The following is an 18,302-nucleotide window of genomic DNA, read 5'->3' on the forward strand; positions in this document are numbered from 1 at the left end:
TGGAACCTCCTTTCTTTCCGAGATCAAGGGAATAATATATGTTTGATTTTACGGTCATTACGGCTGGGATGGCGTGAGGAAAAAAGTGAGGGGAAAGGGAAAACGTGGGCGGGGAAGAGGGCTTCTGACTGCATTCTTTATAGTTTGTAGTGAGAGGGGAATGGAGAGGTTCCTTGTTGGGAATGGGTGGTAATCAAGATGAGTATGATTAGTCTCGATTTTCAGCGAGTTTCTAAAGAGTTTTGCAGTCAGTTGCCAATCAAAAAAGAAAGAGCCTGCCTCTTCCGAGACAGACCCTTTCGACATTTTTCGGGTGGTGACAGGCACCTAATCCTTACGGCATTCCCTTTTGCATCTGAGCAGAGAAGATGCGTGACCAGTAGTACAGGGTACGCTTTTCCATGGTCTAACCAGAATGCACTGGCATTCTGGTTAGACACAAGTGCAACTATGGCTCTGCCGTCGCTTACGCTAGGCTATCGCCAAGTTTTCTATGTCGAACCTGTTTTCCAGCTGAATCTCGATGTTGACGTGCTCACCCTGTTCCGTTTTAGCGTGGACGTCCAGCACGGATGCCTTGTCTTCGATGTGATCCCGACTGATTTCGGGGTTGAGGATTTCCACCGAAGTGATCCGCTTTTCCTTCGGCAGTTGGAGCGCGGCATTCAGAAAGGCAAGGAGAATCGGTTCGTTCCCCGCTTTGCCAAACACCTGCTTGAAAGCGAAGTCGATCTTCAACTCCATTAGCTTGGTCACGCCATCACTCTCCCTTCTCCGTTCTTAGTCTGTACTACCATTATACCACTGGAATGCGTGTTCGACACTCCTGCTGGAACCTCCTTTCTATCCGAGATCAAGGGAATAATATATGTTTGATTTTACGGTCATTACGGCTGGGATAGCGTGAAGAAAAAAAGTGAGGGGAAAGGGAAAACGTGGGCGGGGAAGAGGGCTTCTGACTGCATTCTTTATATTCTTCAGTGAGGGGACCAGAAGGAAAAAGGCACTCTCCTGTTGACTCTCCTGAACTGCGCCTGTCCACTTGTGATCCCTAGGGTTTTGCAGTGAGAGCAGGAAGGGTTTTGCAGTGAGTTCCGAACAAATGGAAAGAGCCTGCCTCCTTCGAGACAGACCCTTTCGACATTTTTCGGGTGGTGACAGGCACCAATCCCCTAGCATCGGTTGAGGTACCAGTTTGTCGTCCTCCTTGAGTTGCAGATACAGCTCCCGATGCTCAGGTAAAACGAAGCGACTTGATCCGAATAAATTCTCTATCTTGCTTGCCATCTGATCGGCTCCTTTCTTTCCCAAGCCTCGAGTAGGGTGATGTCGTTCGGTCTGGATCGCTCCCATTTGATAGATTCCTCACGGGCAAGTGCCTCCAGAACCTCCATCATGCCGCTGCGACTGCGCCCAGTCTTTACACATAATTCGTCAATGGTCGGTGTGCGCCGGCGTCCCACTGAAAAGTTGGCGATAATCCGAAGTACTTTTCGCTCAATGTTTGTGAGCACGGGGCTTCACCCATCCCAGTCGGCACAAATCATTGACGGCACGTTTCAACTTTTTATCCGCCACCAGTCCGGATATATCCGAGCCATTTTCTACAAGCATCAATGCCTTTAGGTGTTCGACACAAGGACAAGCTCTTGAACATGGTCACTGACCGGCCGCAACCGCTGCATATGAAACGGTACAGGGGACCGGCTGTGACTAAGACCGTGCAGATCCAGGCGCAGCTGTCGGAACGATTGACGGGGTTCGTAAACAGTACCGGTTACACCGTAAAAGATGTAGTCAATAAAGCCGTAGAGGATTTTCTGGAGAGGTATGGGGGGTAAGAGTCCAAACGTGGACTCTTTTATTTTTTAAAGAGAAGAAAGAGCCTGCCTCTTTCGAGACAGAACCTTTCGACATAATTCGGGTGGTGACAGGCACCAATCCACAAGTGAGGGGACCAGAAAGAAAAAGGCACTCTCCTGTTGACTCTCCTGAACTGCGCCTTTCCGCTTGTGATCCCTAGGGTTTTGCTGTGAGAGCAGGAAGGGTTTTGCAGTGAGTTCCGAACAAATGGAAAGAGCCTGCCTCCTTCGAGACAGACCCTTTCGACAGCTTTCGGGTGGTGACAGTGTACTTTCCCCTTTATAATGGACAAGCCATTATTTCGACATGTTTAATAAAGGGATTGAATATTGCTTGGAACCATACTCAGGGAAGACATGGTTTTATGGTACAATTAGGTAAGAGGTGATTCTGTTGATCCTTATTGAGATTCAATGCCACAGATGTCAGTCGGTGTTCCCTATCCCATTTCGTGAATGGCCTTTCGAGCAGCGGTCCATAAGCTGCAAGGTTTGTGGAGCTATCATGGAAGAGAATCAAAAACAGGCTATGGATGGCTGCATTAATTACTATCGGTTAGCAAATAAGGAGGGACAAATTCCCCCCTCATTTACCTTTCAGCTACGCATCGGTTAGAAAGAGTCGATCCTGTTCATCACATGGCTCTTTATTTCTTCCAGACGCCTTTCAGCTTCAGCCTTACTCAATCCTTTTACAGAAAAATACACCTTTAGTTTGGGTTCCGTTCCGGAGGGGCGCAAACAGAACCATGACCCATCCTTAAAACGGTACTGCAGAACATTCTCTTTTGGCATGGCGATAGCCGTTTCTTTTCCACTGTAAAAATCAACCGCAACTTGTAATGCATAATCACGCACTTCTACGATTCTGCCAGCTCCTATGTTGTTTGGCGGTGTGGAACGCCAGTCGTTCATAATCGATTGGATGCGCTCCAATCCATCCTTGCCTTTTAATGTACGGGATTCCAGCGCCTCCAGATAGTACCCATGTTGTTCGTACAGCTGGTGTAAAACATCAATCAATGTCTTCCCTTGCTTTTTGTAAAAGGCAGCCATTTCACAAATCAGCATCGAAGCCATTACCGCGTCTTTCTCGCGGACAAAAGGATCAGCAAGATAGCCATAACTTTCTTCGTAACCGAAAACAAACTCCCGGTGCTTGCGCTCTTCAAACAGACGGATCTGTTCGGCAATGTATTTGAATCCCGTCAATGTCTTGATTGTGTCGACTCCGTAGTTTGCGGCAACCGCCTGGCCTAACTCGCTCGTGACAATCGTGGTGATCATTGTGGACTTAGGCGAAAGCAACCCCTGATCCGCTTTGCCGGATAATAGATACTCCAGCAACAACGCCCCTATTTGATTTCCCGTCAAGAACTGGTAAACTCCCAATTTGTCGTGCACGACCACTCCGACACGATCACAGTCAGGATCGGTCGCGATCACGACATCGGCTTGTTTTTCTTGTGCAAGAGTGATCGCCAGTTGAAATGCTTCTTTCTCCTCCGGATTCGGCGATGGTACTGTCCTAAAATCTGGATCCGGCTTCTCTTGTTCCGGTACAACAAATACGTGCTGAAATCCGATCTCCCGCAAAATCTGTTGGACAAGCATGCCACCTGCTCCATGCAGCGGAGTGTAGACAATGGAAAAGGACGAAGCAGTTTCTTTCACACTCTCCGGGTGCACACAAATACTCTTCAACTGATCCAGGTATACTCGGTCTACTGCGTCACCGATCATGTTCAGCAAACCTGTCTTCTCCGCCTCTGCACGAGAGAGATACTGAATCTGCTCAAAAGAAGGAATACGGTTAATCTCGTTGATGATTACCGCAGCAATATCAGAGGCAATCTGCCCCCCATCCTCCCAATATACTTTGTAGCCATTGTATTCGGGAGGATTATGACTGGCGGTAATTACGATCCCGGCCTGCGCATGCAAATGGCGGACGGCAAAGGAAAGCTCCGGTGTTGGCCGAAGGTTTTCAAATAGGTATACTTGAATCCCGTTGGCCACCAATGTACAAGCCGTTTCTTCCGCCAACAATTCCGACTGATGGCGGGAATCGTACGCAATGACGACGCCTTTTGCCTTCGCTTGTTCTCCGAAGCTCGCAATGTAGTTGGCAAGACCTTGCGTAGCACGTCGAATGGTATAGCGATTAATCCGATTCGTTCCCGCTCCTAACACTCCACGCATGCCACCGGTGCCAAATTCCAGATATTTGTAAAAGCGATCTTCAATTTCTTGTGGTTGATCTGAAATGGAGCGAAGTTCTGCTTTGGTATCCTCATCTACGAATGGAATAGTCATCCATTCCTGGTACGTCTGTAGTACGTTCATCAGAACCCCCTGATATAACCATTCGGATGCTTGGCGTGCCATTTCCACGCTGATGCAATCATGGTTTCCAAATCACTGTAGCGCGGTTGCCAGCCAAGCATCTGTTTAATATCATCCACTCTTGCTACTAAAACAGCGGGATCACCCGCTCTCCGATCCGTTTCCACGGTATTAATCTGCTTTTCTGTCACTCTTCGGGCCGTTTCGATTACCTCTCGAACGGAATACCCATGTCCTGTCCCCACATTAAAAGATCGGCTCTGTAATCCGGCATCAAGCGCTTTTACCGCCAGATAATGAGCTTCTGCCAGATCTAGCACATGTACATAGTCTCGAATGCATGTGCCATCTGGGGTGCCGTAATCTGTACCAAAAATCTGAACGGCTGGCCTTTGACCTAAAGCAGTCTGTAATACCAATGGAATTAAATGCGTTTCCGGCGCATGATCTTCTCCAATGCTGCCGTCAAGTGAAGCACCAGCTGCATTAAAATAACGCAAAGCGACCCACCGAAGCCCGTAAGCGTGATCCAGCCAATACATGGCTTGTTCGATCATCAGTTTTGAAAGGCCGTATGGGTTAATTGGGGAGGTTGGTGCACCTTCCAGTATCGGTATGTCTTGCGGAATTCCATACACCGCAGCAGTGGAAGAAATGACGACCTTTTTCACACCTTGTTCTACCAGAGTGGAAAACAATCGAATTGTTTTCGCTGTATTTTCATAGAAATACAGATCAGGCTTCACCACGGATTCACCAACAAGGCTACGGGCAGCAAAGTGAATGACTGCATCTACGGCATGCTGGTTGACAATGCTGGTTACCAAATCAGTATCGGCGATGTCTCCTTGATAGAAAGTAACATGAGGTGGAACTGCCTTTCGATGTCCGGTTACGAGACTGTCTAAAACGACAACATCCATTCCCTTCTCTACCAAAACCTTAACAGTATGACTGCCTATATATCCCGCTCCGCCAGTGACTAGTACGGTATTCATTTACTTCCCCCGGTCTTTATGCTCATCTGTTCAAATAGTGAAAGTAAATACTCATGGAAATCAAGTCGCAAATCGTCGCGACTCAAGGCAAATTCCACCGTTGCCTGAAGGAAGCCCAGCTTGTCCCCTACGTCATAACGCTTTCCTTCAAACTCCAGAGCAATCATTCCGTAATCTTTGGCAAGCTCTTTTAAGGCATCGGTCAGTTGGATTTCTCCGCCCGCTCCCGGTATGGTTTGTGCCAGGTAGTCAAAGATCTGTGGTTCAAGAATATACCTTCCCATGACGGCAAGATTCGATGGAGGGTTCGTTTTTGGCTTCTCTACAAGATCAATTACTTCTATGTCGTTGCCGATTTGCATGCCCGGTGTAACGATTCCATATTTTCCGGTATCTTTCCAATCGACGCGTTGAACACCGATAACAGATTTTTGCTCACGCTGATAAACGTCGATCATTTGTTTTAAGCATGGAGTTTCACTATGTATAATGTCATCTCCCAGAAGAACAGCAAACGGCTCATTCCCGATAAACTTGCGCGCACAATAGACAGCATGGCCCAAGCCGAGGGGTTCCTTCTGGCGAATGTAGTGGATGTCGACCATAGTGGAGATACCATCAACGATCTCCAGTAGATGTTTCTCTTTTCGTTCCTGGAGGGTTACCGCTAGCTCAATCGATCTATCAAAGTGATCCTCTATCGCTCTTTTATTTCGTCCGGTTACGATGATGATATCCTCGATTCCGGAAGCGATTGCTTCTTCCACGATGTATTGAATGGTAGGTTTATCTACAATAGGAAGCATTTCTTTTGGCTGTGCTTTTGTTGCAGGAAGAAAACGAGTCCCCAATCCGGCAGCAGGTATGATTGCTTTTTTAATCATTTTTCCTCCCGAAACATGGAGATTTAATACGCATTTTTATTGACAAACCCGTTTACAATCGTCTTAAAGATAATTTTTATATCAAACAACAACGTCCAGTTCTCAATGTAAAAAATATCATGAAGAATGCGATCCTCAATCGACGTATCGCCTCGTAGTCCATTGGCCTGTGCCCAACCGGTGATACCTGGTCGCACATGATGCTTTACCATATACTTCGGTACCTCTTCTTTAAACTGTTCCACAAAATACGGGCGCTCCGGCCGTGGGCCAACAACACTCATATCGCCCTTAAGTACGTTAAAAAACTGAGGCAGTTCGTCCAGACTGGTCTTACGCAAGAAACTACCAAATTTCGTTTTTCGCGGATCGTTCGCCGTCGTCCATTGGGTATCGGAAATCTCCTGACTTAACACTTTCATGGTACGAAACTTGTACATCATAAACGTGCGCCGGTTCATTCCGACCCGCTCCTGTTTGAAAATGATTGGACCCGGCGATGTCAACTTGATTCCCACAGCAATCATTACCATCAGGGGGAGCGTAAGGATAATGGCGACAAGCGAAAAAGCAATATCAAACATGCGTTTAAACATCCGGTTTCGCAGTTCATCGAGAGGAATGTCACGAACATTAATCAGCGGAATGTCCGCAAAGTTATCGATGTACGGCCTTGTCGGAAGGAAGTCAAAGAAATCTGGGATGATGAGGGTTCTTACTCCCGCTTTTTCACAAGCGTCGATAATGTTCCGGTATTTTTTATGTGCATCCAATGGCAAGGCGATGATCACCTCGTCAATCAGATGGTTTTGAAGGATCGTCTCAAGGTTGTCGATTTTCCCAATAACTGGTTTGAAACTGCTGTATGTAGGTTCGTGTTCTGTACGAAAATCATCCAGAAAGCCGATTACTTCAAAGCCAAGCTCGGGATGCTCCGCAACCGTTTGATGAAATCTTCTCCCGACGGAACCCGCTCCCAAGATAAGAATGAACTGCTTGTTGTATCCCTTTTTTCGAAACATTTTGAGTAAAATCTTGACAATATACCGATACAACCCCATAAACAGTATATTGTTAGCCATAAAAATAAACAGGAAAGATCGTGAGAAATCTATCTCTTTTATGAGGAAGAGAAGACTAAGCAGAATCAACATGCTTGTCATATGCACTTGTATGCTCTTAAATGCCTCATACGAGAAGCTTTTTTTCCGTTTGGAAGAATAAAAGCCGATAAGAAACCCAATCGAATTGACGATTAAACCGTATATGAAACTCCAGAGAAAATACGTTCCAAACGGTAAATGTGCCTCTCCCGTAGCAAACAGATCAAATTTGAGCCACCAAGAGAACAGAAAAACAAGCTGAATTATGATAAGATCGAATATCGCGTATAGCTGCGACAAGAATCTTTGATTATTCCGTATCATCTGATCACCCAATTCGCGTCCATTTGTTTTGAATGAGAGACAAGAGTAATTTCAAACTGATCCCCAGATACACAACGGCATTTGTCAGCCACGAATACTTTTGCCGGTAGTGTTTTTTATGGAACAAGTACATCGCCCGATGAAATTCATAAATAATTTTTAGCGGTTTTCGTCTGCTGCTTGCCCCTTTGTAGTGAGTAATCAACGTATGGGGATAGTAGTAGATGACCCAGCCTGCTTGTTTGATCCGGTAGCACCAGTCGACATCTTCTCCGTACATAAAGAAATCCTCATCCAGCAAACCAACCTGATCAATGGTCTCCCTTCTGACCATCATGAACGCGCCAACCAGACAATCGACAGGGTACGATTCGTCCGGGTCAAGATGGGTGAGCTGGTACTGATTCAATCGAGCGCTTTTGGGAAAAAGCCGGGATAGGCCGGAAAGGTAATAGAAAGAGGCCACAGGCGTCGGAAAACCACGTCGGCACGCCTTATCCAGTCTGCCATCCGGGAGCACGACCTTGCAACCGCTCGCCCCTACTTCAGGATGTTGGTCCATAAAAGACACCATGACCTGAATCGTATCCGGCTGAATGACGGTATCAGAATTCAGGAGCAGTATGTACCTGCCGCTGGCCATCCGGATTGCCTGGTTGTTTGCGCGTGCAAATCCGACGTTTGCGGCATTTCCAATCAGTATTACTTCCGGAAATAATCTGGAGATGGTGTCTATGGAATCATCTGACGAGTGATTGTCAACCACGATGATTTCATACCTGCAAGACGTGTCTGACCGAAGTACGGACTGTATGGCATCACACGTCAGTTTGCATGTATTGTAATTCACAATGACAATACTTAGATCCATTTTCCTAGCTCCAAAGATTCGACATCATGAGTTATTATACCATGGTTTTACAAACTGTTTTAATAAAAAAACGGACTGGGATCATTGATCCAGTCCGTTATCGTGAAGTTGTTCCAAAAATTCGCGTAACGCTTCTCTCCAGGGCCGGAGATGCTGCAAGCCGTTTAACCGGATAGACATATGGTCCATCACAGAAAAAGCCGGGCGCGGCGCGGGCCGTTTCAATTGTTCCGTTGTTACCGGATGAACAATGACATGGTTTAGCCCCGCTTCTTCAAAAATGGCCTTCGCAAATTCATACCAGGAGCACTGCCCTGAGTTGGATGCGTGGTACGTGCCATAGAGTTCGGTACTCGCCAATTCCTCCAGGAAGCAAACCAGATCTACCGTATAGGTAGGGGATCCCACCTGATCGTACAAAACCGACAGTTCATTCCGCTCTTTTGCCAGCTTCAGCATGGTTTTGACAAAGTTGTTTCCGTACAAGCCATATACCCAGGACGTCCTGACTATAAAGAATCGGCTGGACAATTCCCTGACAAACGATTCACCCGCCAGCTTGCTTTTCCCATACACTGACTGCGGGTTGGTTGGAGCAAACTCATTGTACGGGTCTATACCGGTTCCGTCAAATACGTAATCGGTACTAATGTAAACCAGCTTCGCCTTCACTTTCTCCGATGCGACAGCAACATTTCGGGTCCCGTAGGCATTCACCAGATAGGCAGAGTCAACATCCTGTTCCGCCTGGTCAACCTGCGTATAGGCAGCCGCATGAATCACAACGTCAGGGCGAACAGATTCTACAACCTCCATCACCTGCTCGCCTTTTGTGACGTCCAGCCTGTCTCTGCCGAACACGAACACTTCCCAACCACGCTGCTGAAAAACGGATGCTGCATCAACGCCAAGCTGACCCTTTCCTCCCGTAATCAGTACCTTCATCTATATGACCTCTTCCAGGCGCTGTTTGTACTGGCGCTCATAATAATGGCGATACTCGCCGCTGATGATTCTCTCCCACCAGCTGCGATGCTCAAGATACCATCTGATTGTTTCCACGATACCGGTATCAAAGGTGTACTTCGGCTTCCATTCCAGCTCCGTACGCAGCTTTGTCGCATCTATGGCGTACCTCCGATCGTGACCGGGGCGATCCGTTACATACCGGATGAGGCTTTCCGGTTTCCCCAACTCCGCCAGAATCCGTTTGACAATCTCAATGTTTGTCCGTTCATTATTGCCGCCGACGTTGTACACTTCACCCGCTTTCCCTTTATGAATCACGAGATCGATGGCGGAACAATGATCTTCTACATGCAACCAGTCGCGCACGTTCAATCCGTCACCGTACACGGGCAGCTCTTTGTCGTGCAAAGCGTTGATAATCATCAGCGGAATCAGCTTTTCCGGAAAGTGGTACGGCCCGTAGTTGTTGGAGCAACGTGTGATATTCACGGGCAGGCCGTATGTCTCATGGTACGCGCGCACCAGCATGTCGGCGCCGGCTTTGCTCGCAGAGTACGGGCTGTTGGGGGCAAGCGGCGACGTTTCGGAAAACTGACCGGTTGCTCCTATCGCGCCGTATACTTCATCTGTAGATATCTGTACAAATTTTCGGATTCCGAATTGTTTGGCTGCATCGAGAAGCACTTGTGTCCCCATGATATTGGTTTTGACGAACACATCCGGCTCCGTGATGCTGCGGTCAACGTGGGATTCAGCGGCAAAGTTGACAATGACGTCTACTCCCTGGGAAACGATAGAACTGACCAGTTCCCGATCCGTAATGTCTCCCAGTACGAACTCGTAGTTTGGTTCGTTCTCCACTTGCCGCAAGTTTTCCAGATTTCCCGCATAGGTTAAGGCATCCAGATTGACAAATTGATAATCCGGATACTTTTTCACCATGTAGTGAAGAAAATTGCTGCCAATAAATCCGGCGCCACCGGTAACAAGGATTTTCACGGAAAGTCCTCCCCTTAAAAATTGATCTCCGCGTCTCTCAGGCGAGGGTTACGCTGATCTTTTTCAGAAAGAATCGGAGCAGAGGTCGGCCAATCAATCCCCAAGTCGGGATCGTTCCACAAAATTCCGCGATCATGCTCCGGCGAATAGTATTCGTCTACTTTATAAACCACTTCCGTATTTAAAACCAGGGTACAAAACCCGTGGGCAAATCCACGCGGTACCAACAACTGGCGTTTGTTCTCCGCGCTAAGAATCACTCCTACCCATTTTCCGAAAGTTGGCGAACTTTTACGTATATCTACTACCACATCATAAATGGCTCCTGCAACAACACGGACGAGTTTGGTCTGTGCCTTCGGATTTAGCTGATAATGTAGTCCCCGAATCACACCAGTCTCAACAGAAAGGGAATGGTTGTCTTGCACAAAGGGAAAATCAATTCCAAATTCCTGAAACTTTCGAGAACTATAACTTTCCATGAAAAAACCGCGGTTGTCCTCGAAAACAGCAGGTTCGATGATATAAACACCACATATTTTGGTTTCAATCATATTCATAAGCTACACCTGCTTACAGCTTTAATTTGCCAAACTCTTCTCCGTAAACCAGATCTTTAGCCAATTCGTTGGCTCTGGTCAGCGAAGCATGGGTTCCGGCATCCGTCCACCATCCCTTGAGGATGTTATAAGTAAGCTCATTCTTTTGAATATAGGCATTATTAACGTCCGTGATTTCAAATTCTCCGCGGTTGGACGGTTTCAATGTCTTAATGATATCAAACACCTTGCTATCGTACATGTAAATACCGGTCACGGCATAACTGCTCTTCGGCTGCTTTGGCTTCTCCTCAATAGATATGATCTTATCACCCTCCAGTTGGGGGACCCCATATCGCTGCGGATCGGGTACTTTCTGGATAAGGATTTTCGCGCCTGTTTGCTGCTCTTTGAAGTTTTGAACATATGGCACAATACTGTCGGAAAACACATTGTCACCGAGAATAACCACCATTTGGTCCTGTCCCACAAAGTGCTCCGCCAAGCCCAGAGCCTGGGCAATTCCGCCCGCTTCGTCCTGTACCTTATACGTGAAAGAAACCCCCAGATCGCTTCCGCTACCTAGCAGACTTACGACATCTCCCATATGCTCTTTACCCGTTACAACGAGAATATCGCAGATATCTGCTTCCTTCAATTTGAATATGGCATGGAATATCATCGGGTATTTTCCTACTGGCAGCAAGTGCTTGTTCGTGACCTTCGTCAACGGATATAAACGGGATCCTGTCCCTCCTGCGAGGATTATGCCTTTCATAAAATCCCTCCATTAGATCCTTATACCATGAGTCATGTTACTAATTCGACATCTTCTCCCCGTAGAAAAAGAGAGCCTTATTGGCTCACAATGCAATATCATGAATTTGGTTATACAATGTTTTGTAATACTCGTCGTGATAGTGGTAAGGACTAAGTCCCCAAATATGCTGAGAGTCTCCGTAACTCGTTCCCGAAATAACATGAATTCCCGGAAGATTCTGCTTAAAAAAAGAGTGATACCGACGCAGCATATCATTCATTCGCTTGATACCCGGCAGCATATTATCCGGAAAGTGCTTTAATTCCTGATGATCCCAATATTGTTCTGACCAATAGGCTTCATGCAATATCACTTTGCTTGCCGATACAATTTCCGTAAGTTTTTGAATAAACGTAAGGCATGCCTGTTCCCACAGTAAATGTGTTGTTTCCTGCTGTCTCCGAATTTGTTCGAAATCCTTAAAGGAAGATTCCATTACTTTTGAGTTGACCAATTCGTTTGAGCGGGTTATATAGCTGCGGATAACTCGATATAAGTCAAAGCGTTCATCAATGAAATCTAACAATAAATAATCAAAGCTTGTCTTGGCAAGTTCATCAAAGAAGTTTTTATGGAAGTCTTGAAGAACCATACGTTTTTGAAATTCGGAGTCCAGTTTCAACATGTCGTCATTTATAGGAATTGGATTGGACACCAAGCTGATTAATGACGTCCTTGCAAAATAATGAATCGAACATTTAATGTCTGCTACTCGAAAAATATCACGAGTTACGCAACTTCCGAGAATAAAAAAATTTGGCATGTTAAACTCTCCTTATAATTCCCCATCTTTTCACTGAATAACAATTCCTTTGAAATGATTGTACTCAACTTCACCAAAATACACGTCATTTATTCTATAAATACATGTATAGACCCCAGGTTCTTTAAAGGTATATTCGAGACGATCGCTTTGATTCGCGATAAAGTCATAGCTAGCACCATCTTTGTATATATACCACCTAGAATTGATTTTATTTATATTTGAAATATTGACTTTAAATTCATAGGTATTATTAGAAACCTTTTGCGCTGAATTTCCTGTTACCACCGGCTCCTGCTTATTGAACGGAACCTCCTTGAAAATAAACTTCCCTCCTTGATCCTCTATAAATCCGATTAATTTCTTTGAAGTTTCTTTAGCTTTGTTTCTCATATAGCCAATAACTGCATAGGATTTCCCTTTTTCCAGAGAAAACGATGCATGGTTATCAAATGAATAGGAGCTTGAGGCATATTTTTTACCGGTTTCCTTATCCAAGAGATAGAAACTATGCGCCAGCTGCTCTGATGATTGCGCATAATTGATTATCGTGGACTGGTTACCATCAAACTGGACATCTACAATCATTTTAGGAAGTCTTTCACGTGAAGACACTTTAATCTTAATAGTGCCCGTCTTCACTGTGCTGCCGTCATATTCTGGTTTTTGTTCCGCAAAAAATGCTAATTCTTCTTGTTTGACAATACGAATGGAGGTAATAAATCTGGTGCTGGAATCCCATTTATGATAGGCAATCGTAGTCGTCTCCTCAACTTTATTCAAACCATTTGAAACATAACTCAAATGATGCGGATCTTCATTACCGCTGTATTTTTTTGCATCGTCTGCCCCGTTTAACTGCTGCAGTAATACATAATAATCAGTTCCCTTTATTTTTAAAATGGCATCATGCCGACTCCACTTCACAAGCTCAACATCATTTGCAAGATGAAACACTTGCGAATATTTATGTCTCTCTCTCGAAACGATATCATCAACAATCAAAAAGTGATTCCCGTTAATATAGGAAATGCTTCTATCAATATTAACACCGTCGTAAACATTATTAAACCCTGTTACAACCTCATAACCATTCTCTTTCTTATAGCCATACAACCCAACTTTTCTGGAATTAAACATACTAATTGAATAGGATTGTTCGTCTACAATCACTGTATTATGAGCAAAATTACTGTTCATATAGTCATGGATTTCATTTCCCACCATGTAATTATACATGCCAGGATCTATAAATATGTCATGACCTTTTGAATATAACAAAAAGGATAAATCATCTGCATGTTTATGGGTACTCGAATTATACCCGGATTTAAATAAAAGCCACGTTGATTGATTATAATTTTCGCTGTTCCAATGTTCTCTGAATATTGCGTACCCATCCTCCTGATAGATTCTGGACAACTTATCCGGTTTAATTCCTGCCGTTCCTTTACTTTGAACATAACTTAAGTGTTCATTCCCATAGTGATCAGAGATAGAATTTCCATTTAGAGAACCGATGGTATCCCCCAAAAACGGAACAGTCAAATTTGGTTTAATCACGTATACTAGATAATCTAATGCACCATTAACATATTCCATTGCCGTTTTCGCATAGTCATTCTTAAACGTATGCAAAAATTCACCTACATTTTTCATGTAAGAAATAATCCCCAGATGATATCCAATCGAATTTTCGATATGAATATACTTGTTTGGAAATGCATATTGAAGCTGCTTATTTAATCTTTCTATTCCTTTCTTTACATAACTCTCATTTGCAAGGTAATAGCCGGCCTTGATTAACGAGCCATCTTCAAAAATTCCATGGTTATGGTTTTTTGTATAATTTTGATCGTTCATTAACCATTCTGCGTTATTGCGGATCAAATCCTCTACTTTTCCGTTCATATTATTTTCAGTCGTTTGGTATATGATGGAAAAATATATTAAATTCTCGGTGCGTTCAGCCACTGAATGGTCGTACCACGTGTATCGATTTTTGTGTTGCGTACTTTTTTCATAATCATTCCAGGAAAAAACAAACTTCTCTGCAGCTTGAATGTATCTCGGATCATTTGTTTCGACATATGCTTTCGTTAAATAAAAAACCGGCCTTAATGTATGCAGATAAAGCGAAAACGTATTAGGCGAAGATGTTGCGTTCACATCCCAGTCAATATGATTAATATCATAGGTTACATCCTCAGAAATATCCTCGCTTACTATAAGATGCTGGTTTATCAGTTCATCAGCTAAGCGAATATAGTCTTTGTTCTTATGCTTATTTTCGATATAAAACGGTTCGTAAACTTTCAATAAACTCATAGCCGCTGAACTGGTTCCTAGAAATGGGAGTGAACCTATCACAACTACAATAGCAATGGCGATAATGAGCAGAATTTTTTTCCTGTTCAACATACTTTAGCTCCTTAATAAAATTTCAATTTGAGTTAGAAAAAAATGAATAACTTGAATGCCACATACATTCAGTTATTCATAAAAAAGGTTACATATTAATAAGCTCGATCTCTTTCACAATGGTACTGTTGATTCCACTTTGGCGTCTCACCCGTTCAGCAGCATTTCGGGATAATTGCTGAAACAATTCGGGTTCATGGTACAACTTCTTGATACTTTCTGCCAGTCCCAGATAATCTTCCTCATCAACAAGCATACCGCAATCTTGATCCACAAATTCCGGTATTGCCGCGACATTGTTGGTGATTGGCACCAACCCGGATGACATCGCCTCATCTCTGGATACCCCTTGGGAATCCATTCGAGTGGGAACCAAGAAGACGCCGTATTCCTTATGAAGTGCAGCGATCTCCTCTTGTCTTAAAAACTTCTCCTCAAGAAAAACATTCTTAAATTTCCTTATCGGTTTTACTGTTGATTCAAACAGTTCCCCCTTGCCTATAATCCTGAACTCCAACTCACTAAAAATCGGATCTTTGGATAGTTCCAATATAGCCTTAACTGTAAGGTCATTGGCATATTTGTGGTTAGCAAAAGGTCGGATAGACAAAATTTTCTTGCGCAAATCCTTTTCTTTTTCAATGTAGTTAAACAGATTGCTGTTAATGTAGTTATGGATGATGCTGTATTTTTCTTCCGGTAACGTGATTTGTGTATCTTCAAAAACTTCTTTTGCAAAGTAATCCGAAACAAAGACAAAGTGAAACTTATAATCACTTTTGTTTAGTGCCAGATTGAAGATTTCTCGCCAGAAACTCAGTCGCTTTTCCGAGTCTTTTTTGGCATTCTCTAACTGCTGTTGAGTAGAGTAGTTATACTCCCTTCTCCACCATGGTTGAATTTCTGCTCCATGAACCCACACGATTATTTTCTTACCTTTGATACTGTGTCTGATGCCGTTCCATATGGTTTCCGACAGGAAGTGAATCAGCACGGTGTCATAACTGCCGTACAATAAGGCGTTATTTACTTCCTCATAATATCCGCAAGCAACATCGATCCCGCCAAATTCGGAATAACACTTTGGATAGCGTTCACTGCATTTAAACACATCCACGACTTGTCCTTTGTTTTTGTATTCAGTCAACCGGCTGTGAATAAACGCATATCGGTATAAATCCTGGTAATCCGGGTAGTTATCGGTGATCAGCAGCACTTTTGACTTATTCAGGAAACATCCTGTATCCATCTGAATGTCTCCAATCACCAACTCTTTAATCCTGCATATTCCTCTTCCGGATAATCTGAGTCCGAATTTTATATATTTTGTATGTTTATCGATGTCAATTGTCACATTGCGATTGCACGGCTTAACGATGTGGCCGATCTTGTTCTGGTTCTTATCCAATATGATGGCAACGATATCAACCGAGAAACGGGCCAAAAACTCCACATCCAAATACACATTCAATTTTGAATAAGCATTCAATTCATCAAGATGATATACTTTATTGATATAGAGATATTCATGACAACCGTCTAAACGGGAATCTACATAAACGTCGTCGTTGTCCTTGCTCATCGATACTTGTTTGGACTTGCCTATATGCTTGAATATATCTGCTGCGGTTAATGTCGTAGTCTTGGAATTCATGCTGCTTGGCTGGATCTGATCGACAATCTCATAAAAAGTGTCCATGTTGATTCCCGTATCCGCCAAGACCAGATCATCAACAGCGTCACACTCATCCCCGGTATAGTTCATGCAGTAATTATATTCGTCAATGGACATGCACGGTGCCGAAATGGTACCCTCATTAATGTACTGCGCATACTCTTTCAGGGCCTCGTGAGTAAAATGATTCGCTTGAATGAACGCCTTTCGAACCTGTGCAGTATCAACCGGTTGATAGGAATGACCGCCATTAACCCGGTTAATGGAACCATCACGATGGGCGAAATAAGCGTCTTTGGTTATCACTGGCAGTTCTGTAAACTTCAATGCCAGTACAAGATCGAGAACATAATTCTTACCGTAATAATCGTGAGCGGAGAAGAAAACCCAATACTCATATTGACTTTGCATGATATCAATAATATCATCCGTCAAGCTGTTAATCAGTTGAACTTCATCCGACTCCACGTCATCGCCAGCGATGTCTGTGATGATAAACAGCTTTTTATCCCTATAAGTCTGCCGCTTAAATTGACGAATAGCGCGTTCTACTTCTTCCTTCGTGTCAGCTTGGGCAATCACCGCCACCTTTATGGACTTTTCTTCCAACGGGTTCACATACACTTTTTCGACCAGGAATGTTAAGCGATCACGGTACGTATGCTCGGCGAGCACCTTTCGCAAACCTAACAATCTGAACTTGGAATAATATTCGGGATCATCGAATTTCTGTATTTCGTCCCTCAGACGTTTTCCGTCATCCGTACATACTACAAGGTCCCCCAAAAAATTTCGAATTGCTCTGGAGTAATTGCTTACCGTAACAGTATTGGAAGCTAACAATTCAAAGATCCGCCGCGCGCACATGGTTTGCGACTGCTTCACTGAATTCATATTGATATTAAAGCGATAGCCTTTATAAGCCTTCTCAATTTCTTCCGGTTTGAGATTCCCTATAATGTATTTTTTGTAAGCGCTTGGGAATGTATAATTTGGATCTTGGTTAAAATAATTTCGATCGTATATATCCAGATCCTTCATGGATGTGATCGTATCAACAAACGTTTCCAGATCTCTGGCCCGATCGGGGTACCTCTTATAATACGCACCGGCAAAACAGTATTTGTCTTCCCTCTTGTAGATTTCCACCGGATTATGATATTTTGTCTGGGCTGCAAACGGCATTAAGTAAACGCGGTTATGTTTTAACAAGGTCTTATACTTTTTTATACAATCGATGTCGGTTGTAAACACGAAATCCGCATATTTCGCTGTTGCAATGAACGTTTCAAAGTGCACCGGATCTTCTTTATTCCAGAACACAACCGGAATACTATTCTTTCTGCAGTAGTTGAGAACCTCAATCAGTTCATCGCTCAAGTGAGCGACCTTCGTATTCCATAGACTGTCAATTCCTCTCCAAGCAGATTCCAGGAAAAAAAGGTCGGTTTTAAAGCTTTCCAGTTCCTGACGCCAATTAGTGGGTGTAATCTGAAACAGCTGGCATTCCGGCTCGAATGAATGATATGTAAATTCATCCATAATACACGCTATCTTCATATCTTTTAATAATGAAAAAGTGCGCTTAAACTTCTTTGTAATAAACGGCAGCCCATTAAGGGTGTTAGTATGATTATGATGTTCCAAGTTCATGTCCTTAAAGATCTGGGAACGTAAACGATAGATCTCTTGCAATTTACGTTCGATATAACTTAGGTCCATATTGCA

At 43.9% G+C, this 18,302-nt stretch carries 14 protein-coding genes and 2 pseudogenes; 1 reads left to right on the forward strand and 15 read right to left on the reverse strand.

Translation table 11 applies throughout. The annotated features are described in order from the left end of the window. Nucleotides 1-337: 337 nt before the first annotated feature. From ACE99V_RS08525 to ACE99V_RS08535, 3 genes and pseudogenes are all read right to left on the reverse strand, one after another. Nucleotides 338-756 (reverse strand): annotated as a pseudogene (locus tag ACE99V_RS08525) (Rpn family recombination-promoting nuclease/putative transposase); the annotation flags it as partial. 417 nt (nt 757-1,173) lie between these two features. After that, nucleotides 1,174-1,287 (reverse strand): annotated as a pseudogene (locus ACE99V_RS08530) (YolD-like family protein); the annotation flags it as partial. Then, entirely contained in the window at nt 1,272-1,514 is a 243-nt protein-coding gene (locus ACE99V_RS08535; protein ID WP_400490648.1) for a LexA family transcriptional regulator, read from the reverse strand. The pseudogene ACE99V_RS08530 and the gene ACE99V_RS08535, both read right to left, overlap by 16 nt. A 195-nt stretch (nt 1,515-1,709) precedes the next feature. On the opposite strand from ACE99V_RS08535, the gene ACE99V_RS08540 reads away from it, so the two are divergent. After that, a complete protein-coding gene (locus ACE99V_RS08540) occupies nt 1,710-1,841 on the forward strand; it encodes a hypothetical protein (protein ID WP_400490649.1) in 132 nt (43 codons plus the stop codon). A 633-nt stretch (nt 1,842-2,474) separates the two neighbouring features. On the opposite strand, the gene ACE99V_RS08545 is transcribed toward ACE99V_RS08540, so the two are convergent. The 12 genes from ACE99V_RS08545 to ACE99V_RS08600 form a co-directional block, all read right to left on the reverse strand. Further along, nucleotides 2,475-4,208: a phospho-sugar mutase gene (locus ACE99V_RS08545; RefSeq protein WP_400490650.1), complete on the reverse strand. Its 1,734-nt coding sequence runs from the start codon at nt 4,206-4,208 to the stop codon at nt 2,475-2,477. Beyond that, nucleotides 4,208-5,206: a UDP-glucose 4-epimerase GalE gene (galE, locus tag ACE99V_RS08550; RefSeq protein WP_400490651.1), complete on the reverse strand. Its 999-nt coding sequence runs from the start codon at nt 5,204-5,206 to the stop codon at nt 4,208-4,210. The genes ACE99V_RS08545 and galE overlap by 1 nt, the downstream gene beginning before the upstream one ends. Then, nucleotides 5,203-6,090: a UTP--glucose-1-phosphate uridylyltransferase GalU gene (gene galU, locus ACE99V_RS08555; protein WP_400490652.1), complete on the reverse strand. Its 888-nt coding sequence runs from the start codon at nt 6,088-6,090 to the stop codon at nt 5,203-5,205. The genes galE and galU overlap by 4 nt, the downstream gene beginning before the upstream one ends. Nucleotides 6,091-6,113: 23 nt before the next feature. Further along, nucleotides 6,114-7,517: an undecaprenyl-phosphate glucose phosphotransferase gene (locus ACE99V_RS08560; RefSeq protein WP_400490715.1), complete on the reverse strand. Its 1,404-nt coding sequence runs from the start codon at nt 7,515-7,517 to the stop codon at nt 6,114-6,116. A 4-nt stretch (nt 7,518-7,521) separates the two neighbouring features. Beyond that, nucleotides 7,522-8,388, reverse strand: a complete 867-nt coding sequence (locus ACE99V_RS08565; protein ID WP_400490653.1) for a glycosyltransferase family 2 protein — start codon at nt 8,386-8,388, stop codon at nt 7,522-7,524. Nucleotides 8,389-8,469: 81 nt separating this feature from the next. Next, a complete protein-coding gene (gene rfbD / locus ACE99V_RS08570; protein ID WP_400490654.1) occupies nt 8,470-9,333 on the reverse strand; it encodes a dTDP-4-dehydrorhamnose reductase in 864 nt (287 codons plus the stop codon). Beyond that, on the reverse strand, nt 9,334-10,356 hold the full coding sequence (gene rmlB / locus ACE99V_RS08575) for a dTDP-D-glucose-4,6-dehydratase RmlB (RefSeq protein WP_400490655.1): 1,023 nt from the start codon (nt 10,354-10,356) through the stop codon (nt 9,334-9,336). A 14-nt stretch (nt 10,357-10,370) separates the two neighbouring features. Further along, complete coding sequence (gene rfbC, locus ACE99V_RS08580; protein WP_400490656.1) at nt 10,371-10,916, reverse strand: dTDP-4-dehydrorhamnose 3,5-epimerase; 546 nt, start codon at nt 10,914-10,916, stop codon at nt 10,371-10,373. Between the two features lie 13 nt (nt 10,917-10,929). Next, nucleotides 10,930-11,673 carry a sugar phosphate nucleotidyltransferase gene (locus ACE99V_RS08585; RefSeq protein ID WP_400490657.1) on the reverse strand — a complete coding sequence of 248 codons (744 nt, stop codon included), beginning with the start codon at nt 11,671-11,673 and terminating at the stop codon, nt 10,930-10,932. A gap of 85 nt (nt 11,674-11,758) precedes the next feature. Then, nucleotides 11,759-12,478 carry a DUF6270 domain-containing protein gene (locus ACE99V_RS08590; protein ID WP_400490658.1) on the reverse strand — a complete coding sequence of 240 codons (720 nt, stop codon included), beginning with the start codon at nt 12,476-12,478 and terminating at the stop codon, nt 11,759-11,761. 30 nt (nt 12,479-12,508) lie between these two features. Continuing rightward, complete coding sequence (locus ACE99V_RS08595; protein ID WP_400490659.1) at nt 12,509-14,899, reverse strand: alginate lyase family protein; 2,391 nt, start codon at nt 14,897-14,899, stop codon at nt 12,509-12,511. Between the two features lie 88 nt (nt 14,900-14,987). Further along, the gene (locus tag ACE99V_RS08600) at nt 14,988-18,296 is read right to left on the reverse strand and encodes a glycosyltransferase family protein (RefSeq protein ID WP_400490660.1); all 3,309 of its coding nucleotides are present in this window, start codon (nt 18,294-18,296) and stop codon (nt 14,988-14,990) included. Nucleotides 18,297-18,302 lie beyond the last annotated feature (6 nt).

It is taken from the genome of Brevibacillus soli, from assembly GCF_044759095.2.
GTDB lineage: Bacteria > Bacillota > Bacilli > Brevibacillales > Brevibacillaceae > JBIYSM02.

Excerpts from the sequence above, each read along its gene's own strand:
- ACE99V_RS08565 (WP_400490653.1), bottom strand. The coding sequence starts at position 8,388 with ATGGATCTAAGTATTGTCATTGTGAATTACAATACATGCAAACTGACG.
- rfbC (WP_400490656.1), bottom strand. The coding sequence starts at position 10,916 with ATGAATATGATTGAAACCAAAATATGTGGTGTTTATATCATCGAACCT.
- rfbD (WP_400490654.1), bottom strand. The coding sequence starts at position 9,333 with ATGAAGGTACTGATTACGGGAGGAAAGGGTCAGCTTGGCGTTGATGCA.
- ACE99V_RS08590 (WP_400490658.1), bottom strand. The coding sequence starts at position 12,478 with ATGCCAAATTTTTTTATTCTCGGAAGTTGCGTAACTCGTGATATTTTT.
- ACE99V_RS08560 (WP_400490715.1), bottom strand. The coding sequence starts at position 7,517 with ATGATACGGAATAATCAAAGATTCTTGTCGCAGCTATACGCGATATTC.
- ACE99V_RS08585 (WP_400490657.1), bottom strand. The coding sequence starts at position 11,673 with ATGAAAGGCATAATCCTCGCAGGAGGGACAGGATCCCGTTTATATCCG.
- galU (WP_400490652.1), bottom strand. The coding sequence starts at position 6,090 with ATGATTAAAAAAGCAATCATACCTGCTGCCGGATTGGGGACTCGTTTT.
- ACE99V_RS08545 (WP_400490650.1), bottom strand. The coding sequence starts at position 4,208 with ATGAACGTACTACAGACGTACCAGGAATGGATGACTATTCCATTCGTA.
- ACE99V_RS08595 (WP_400490659.1), bottom strand. The coding sequence starts at position 14,899 with ATGTTGAACAGGAAAAAAATTCTGCTCATTATCGCCATTGCTATTGTA.
- ACE99V_RS08600 (WP_400490660.1), bottom strand. The coding sequence starts at position 18,296 with ATGGACCTAAGTTATATCGAACGTAAATTGCAAGAGATCTATCGTTTA.
- galE (WP_400490651.1), bottom strand. The coding sequence starts at position 5,206 with ATGAATACCGTACTAGTCACTGGCGGAGCGGGATATATAGGCAGTCAT.